The sequence below is a fragment of the uncultured Zoogloea sp. genome, from assembly GCF_937894855.1.
Lineage (GTDB): Bacteria > Pseudomonadota > Gammaproteobacteria > Burkholderiales > Rhodocyclaceae > Zoogloea > Zoogloea oryzae.
On record NZ_CALAYQ010000083.1, the window covers coordinates 1 to 5,596 of the forward strand.

At 63.2% G+C, this 5,596-nt stretch carries 5 protein-coding genes and 1 pseudogene; all 6 read left to right on the forward strand.

The features are described 5' to 3' along the window. Positions 1-141: pseudogene (gene sucC, locus Q0672_RS11210) on the forward strand (succinate--CoA ligase subunit beta); the annotation flags it as partial. An 11-nt stretch (positions 142-152) separates the two neighbouring features. Further along, positions 153-1,046, forward strand: coding sequence for a succinate--CoA ligase subunit alpha (sucD, locus tag Q0672_RS11215; protein WP_153162753.1), 894 nt, complete (start codon positions 153-155; stop codon positions 1,044-1,046). Between the two features lie 201 nt (positions 1,047-1,247). Further along, entirely contained in the window at positions 1,248-2,018 is a 771-nt protein-coding gene (locus Q0672_RS11220; protein ID WP_153162754.1) for a protein phosphatase 2C domain-containing protein, read from the forward strand. Positions 2,019-2,041: 23 nt separating this feature from the next. After that, positions 2,042-2,737, forward strand: a complete 696-nt coding sequence (locus Q0672_RS11225; RefSeq protein ID WP_153162755.1) for an FHA domain-containing protein — start codon at positions 2,042-2,044, stop codon at positions 2,735-2,737. Between the two features lie 137 nt (positions 2,738-2,874). Further along, positions 2,875-3,645 (forward strand): 3',5'-cyclic-nucleotide phosphodiesterase, encoded by a 771-nt coding sequence (locus Q0672_RS11230; protein WP_153162756.1) that lies wholly within the window; start codon positions 2,875-2,877, stop codon positions 3,643-3,645. A 92-nt stretch (positions 3,646-3,737) separates the two neighbouring features. Then, on the forward strand, positions 3,738-5,596 hold a 1,859-nt coding region (locus tag Q0672_RS11235; RefSeq protein ID WP_298622228.1), incomplete at its 3' end, for a GspE/PulE family protein.

Sequence of the window (5,596 nt, forward strand, 5' to 3'; positions counted from 1 at the left end):
CTGTCGGTTCCGCTGGTCGTCCGCATGAAGGGCACCAACGAAGACATCGGCAAGCAGATCCTGCGTGATTCGGGTCTCCCGATCATCGCTGCCGACACCATGGCCGAAGCGGCCCAGAAGATCGTCGACGCGGTCAAGTAAGGAGATTCCGAATGTCCATTCTGATCAACAAAGACACCAAGGTCATCACCCAGGGCATCACCGGCAAGACCGGTCAGTTCCATACCGAGAAGTGCATCGAGTACGCGAACGGCAAGAACTGCTTCGTCGCCGGCGTGAACCCGAAGAAGGCTGGCGAGAAGATCCTCGACGTGCCCATCTACGGTTCCGTCAAGGAAGCTGCCGCTGAAACCGGTGCCACCGTCTCCGTGATCTACGTGCCGCCCGCTGGCGCCGCTGCCGCCATCTGGGAAGCCGTTGAAGCCGACCTCGACCTGGCCATCTGCATCACCGAAGGCATCCCCGTCCGGGACATGCTGGAAGTGCGTAACAAGATGAAGGCCAAGGAAGCCGCCGGCGGCAAGAAGACCCTGCTGCTGGGTCCGAACTGCCCGGGTCTCATCACCCCCGATGAAATCAAGATCGGCATCATGCCGGGCCACATCCACCGCAAGGGTCGCATCGGCGTGGTTTCCCGCTCCGGCACCCTGACCTACGAAGCTGTTGCCCAGCTGACCGAAATCGGTCTGGGCCAGTCTTCCGCCGTCGGTATCGGTGGTGACCCGATCAACGGTCTGAAGCACATCGACGTGATGCGCATGTTCAACGACGATCCCGACACCGACGCCGTCATCATGATTGGCGAAATCGGCGGTCCGGACGAAGCTGAAGCCGCCATGTGGTGCAAGGCCAACATGAAGAAGCCGATCGTCGGCTTCATCGCCGGTGTGACTGCCCCCGCGGGCAAGCGCATGGGCCATGCTGGCGCACTGATCTCCGGCGGCGCCGACACCGCTGATGCCAAGCTCGCCATCATGGAAGAGTGCGGCTTCAAGGTGACGCGCAACCCGTCCGAGATGGGCAAGCTGCTGAAGGCCATGCTGTAACCCGGCCTGTGCGTTACAAGAACCGCGCCCGAGGCTTCACCGCCCGGGCGCGGTTTTTATTTTGTCCTGCGTTCTCGCGCACCGTGCCGGTGGCGCTAGAATCCGAGCGCCCCTTCATTATTCCGATCACGTAATCGACGCGATGTGCCGGTTTCCTGAACACTTTCTCCTGGCGGGCGTCTTTCCGCCGGCGTCGCCGCGATGAGCGATTCGAGTCCTCAATGGCGGATGGCCCTCGAGTCCCATGTCGGGCAGGTCCGCGCACGCAACGAAGACTACGTCTTCTGTGACGAGCATCGGGGCATTGTCGCCCTGGCCGATGGCATGGGCGGCCATGCGGGCGGCGGTGTTGCGGCGCGGCTCGCGGTCGATGCGTGGGTCGAGCGGATCGCTGCGTGTGGTGACGAACCGGTCGTGGAGCGGGATCTGCTGGTGGCCGTGGCCGATGCCAATCGCGCCGTGTTCTCGGCCGCCTCGGGTGATCCGGCCCTCCGCGGAATGGGCACGACCCTCGTTGCCGGGTGCTTCCGTCGCGACGGGATGCTGGTCGCCTGCAATGTGGGCGATTCCCGGCTCTATCGCCTGCGTGGCGATGTGCTGACCTGCCTCACCCGTGACCACAGCGTGTTGCGGGAGCAGTGGGAGGCGGGCATGATTGAATCCGAGTCAAGCGCCCCGATCGGCTTGAAGGGGCTGCTTACCCGGGCGGTGGGCGTCTCGGCGAATGTGGTCCCGGATGTGACAATTTCCACGCTTTTGCCGGGCGACGTCTATCTTCTTTGCTCGGATGGGCTTACAGAGATGCTTCCCGATGCCGATATTGCCCACGTGCTCGGCGCGCTGGGGGGGAACCCCCAGCTGGCTGCAGCGCATCTGGTTGATCTGGCAAACGATCGGGGCGGGATGGATAATATATCGGCTGTCATTGTGTCGTCGTGCGAGTCGGGACGGCTCGGAGCCGAGCTTGATTAAGCTGGATTGAGATAGGAAGAGTGATGCCCAGGTTGATATTGAGCATGGATGGTCTGGTGCTGAAGGAGATGGTGCTCGAGAAGGAGCGCACCACCATTGGTCGCAAGCCGCACAACGATATCCAGATCGACAATCTGGCGATCAGTGGCGACCACGCTGCGATCGTGACCATCCTGAACGATGCCTTCCTCGAGGACATGAACAGCACGAACGGCACCTACGTGAACGGTCAGCCGGTCAAGAAGCATGTTCTGAAGAACAATGATGTGATCGAACTGGGGAAGTATCGCCTCAAGTATCTGTCCGATGGCGGTGGTTCGCCGTCCGAGCAGGACGAAGCCATGTCCTTCGCCCAGGTTGCGGTCGAAACCGACAGCGGCCTGTCGGGCGCGGAAGCCGCGGCGATCGTCACATCGACGGGCGCTTCGGCCCCGCCGCCGGTGGCAGCCCTCGGCATGATCCAGATCCTCAGCGGCGCCCATGCGGGCCGCACGCTCGAGCTTTCCAAGTCGCTCACCACGCTCGGCAAGCCCGGGCTGCAGGTGGCGGTGATCACCCGGCGGCCCCATGGCTACTTCATCACCCACGTCGAAGGCACGGTGTTTCCTGTGGTCAATGGGCGCTCCCTGGATGCCCAGGCCCATCGCCTGAGCGACCACGACATCATCGAAATCGCTGGCGTGAAGATGGAGTTTTTCTCGCAGGCGACGTCCCAGTAAGCTGCACGAGGGACGAACGTGATTTTTCTGGCGGCCGCTGTCCTGACGGAATCGTATTCTGATGCGCTGGCATCCGATTCGTGTCGGTTGCATTTGGCAGACCAACAACCGCACTTGCGGAGTTCCACGAGAATAAGATGAAGGTGCGGGTTCTGGGGTGCAGTGGCGGTATCGGCGGGCGCGATCAGCGCACGACGGCCCTGCTCGTGGACGACGACGTCCTCATCGATGCGGGAACCGGGGTCGGTGATCTCGAGTTCGACGAGTTGCTGCGCATTGACCACGTCTTCGTCACCCATGCGCACCTGGATCACATCGCGATGATCCCGCTGCTGGTCGATACGGTGGGCGAAGCCCGTTCGATGCCGATCGTCGTGCATGGCTCGCCCGAAACCCTCCGCATCCTGCGTTCGCACATCTTCAACTGGCTGATCTGGCCCGATTTCTCGTCGATTCCCGATCGGGGCAACCCGTTCCTGCGATTTCAGGAAATGCACATTGGCGAGAGCGCCAACATCGGCGGCGGCCGCAGGATGACCGCGCTGCCGGCGCTGCACACGGTACCGGCGGTGGCCTATCAGGTGTCCTGCGATACCGGCAGTCTGGTGTTCTCGGGCGACACCACGTATTCCGAGCCGCTGATCGCCGCCATCAACGACATTCCCGATCTGCGCTACCTGCTGGTCGAGACGGCGTTTCCCGACGCCCTCCACGATCTGGCCATTGCCTCGCGGCACCTGTGCCCGAGTCTGCTGGCGCTGTTCCTCGACCGGATCAAGGTTTCGCCGGAGGTGTGGATCACGCACCTCAAGCCTAGCCGGGCCCAGATCACCGTCGACGAGATCGGCAACTATCGCGGGCGTTTTCAGCCAAAGGCGCTCTACAACGGACTCGAGTTCATCATCTAGCCATTCATTCGGGCTAAAGTTGACGCGCCTGTGCGCCGTAGTACCGGCATCCACGCATGGGCGGCAACCTCGATCGGTTCGTGTTTCCAGATATGACGAAATCCACTAGCAGCACACCTGCCCCGCGCGGCATCGCGGGCGACGTCGCAAGCCGGCTGGCCTTTTTCAAGGGCCTGCAGGCGGTGACCAACCGCGTGCACGCAACGGAGAACATCGACGAGATCATCTTCGAGCTGTCGGCCGACATCTGCGCGTTGTTCGCCGCCGACCGGCTGACGATCTACGTGGTCGACGAAAGCCGGACGACCATCTCGTCGCGGGTCAAGACCGGCCTGCACAGCATCCGCACCATCCGCCTGCCCATCGCCGAGAACAGCGTGGCGGGCTACGTGGCCCTCACCGGCCAGATGCTCAACATCCACGACGCCTACGACGAGCGGGAGCTGAAGAAGATCTCCGCGCGGATGGAGTTCCGCCGCGAGGTGGATGAGCGCACCGGCTACCGCTGCCACCAGATGCTCGTGGCGCCCATCGCCAACCCGGACGACGGCGAGGTGCTGGGGGTCATCCAGCTCATCAACAGTCGTAACAGCGAGGTGTTTTCGGCGATTGCCGAGGAGGGCATTCAGGGCCTCGGGCAGACGCTGGCGATCGCCTTCGCCCAGCGCCGCCATTCCCTGATCCAGCCCAAGTCGAAGTACGAGGGGCTGGTGAATGACGCCAAGCTCACCGCCGCCGAGCTTGAGGCCGCCACCAGCGCCGCCCGCGAGCGCGGCGTGCTCCTTGAAGAGCTGCTGATTGCCGACTATCACCTCAAGCCGGCGGACATCGGCGGTGCGATCTCGCGTTTCTTCGGCGTGCCCTACGAGCCTTTTCGGCCGGACCGGGTCAAGCCGCTCGATCTGCTGCGCAACCTGAAGCGCGATTACATCCAGCAGGCCCAGTGGGTGCCCCTCGAGGAAAGCCCCGAAGGCATGTTGATCCTCGTCACCGACCCCGAGCAGGCCATTGCCTCGCGGATGGTGCAGAACGTCTTCCCCAAGGCGCATCCGGTCTATCTGGTCACCACCCACGTCGAGTTCCTCCAGACCGTCGAGCAGTTCTTCGGCGCCTCCAACGATGACTCGTCGGTCACCGAGCTGCTGTCCGATCTCTACGACGACGACGGTGACGGCATCTCGACGGCCGAAGATGTCTCCGCTGCCGCCGACAACGAGCTCGTCAAGCTGGTCAATCGGATCATCATCGACGCCCACCGGCAGGGCGCCTCCGACATCCACATCGAACCGCGCCCCGGCAAGGAGAAGACCCAGATCCGCTTCCGCAAGGACGGCTCGCTGGTGCCCTACATCGAAGTGCCGTCCAGCTACCGCAGCCCGATCGTCACCCGCATCAAGATCATGTGCGATCTCGACATCTCGGAGCGGCGCAAGCCCCAGGATGGGAAGATCAAGTTCCGCCGCTTCGGCCCGCTGGACATCGAGCTGCGGGTTGCCACGGTGCCCACCACCGGCGGCATGGAAGACGTGGTGATGCGTCTGCTCGCCAACAGCGAGCCGCTGCCCCTCGAGCAGCTTGGGCTGCTCGAGAACAACTTCCAGCGCCTCAAGCAGACCATCGCCAAGCCCTACGGCATCTTCTTCGTGTGCGGCCCGACCGGCTCGGGCAAGACGACCACGCTGCACTCCATCCTGGGTTCGATCAACACCCCGGACACCAAGATCTGGACCGCCGAGGATCCGGTCGAAATCACCCAGAAGGGCCTGCGCCAGGTGCAGGTCAACCGCAAGGCCGGGCTGGATTTCCCCACCGTGATGCGCTCCTTCCTGCGGGCTGATCCGGACGTGATCATGGTCGGCGAAATGCGCGACAAGGAAACCGTGTCGATCGGCCTCGAAGCCTCGCTCACCGGCCACCTGGTGTTCAGCACCCTGCACACCAACAGCGCGCC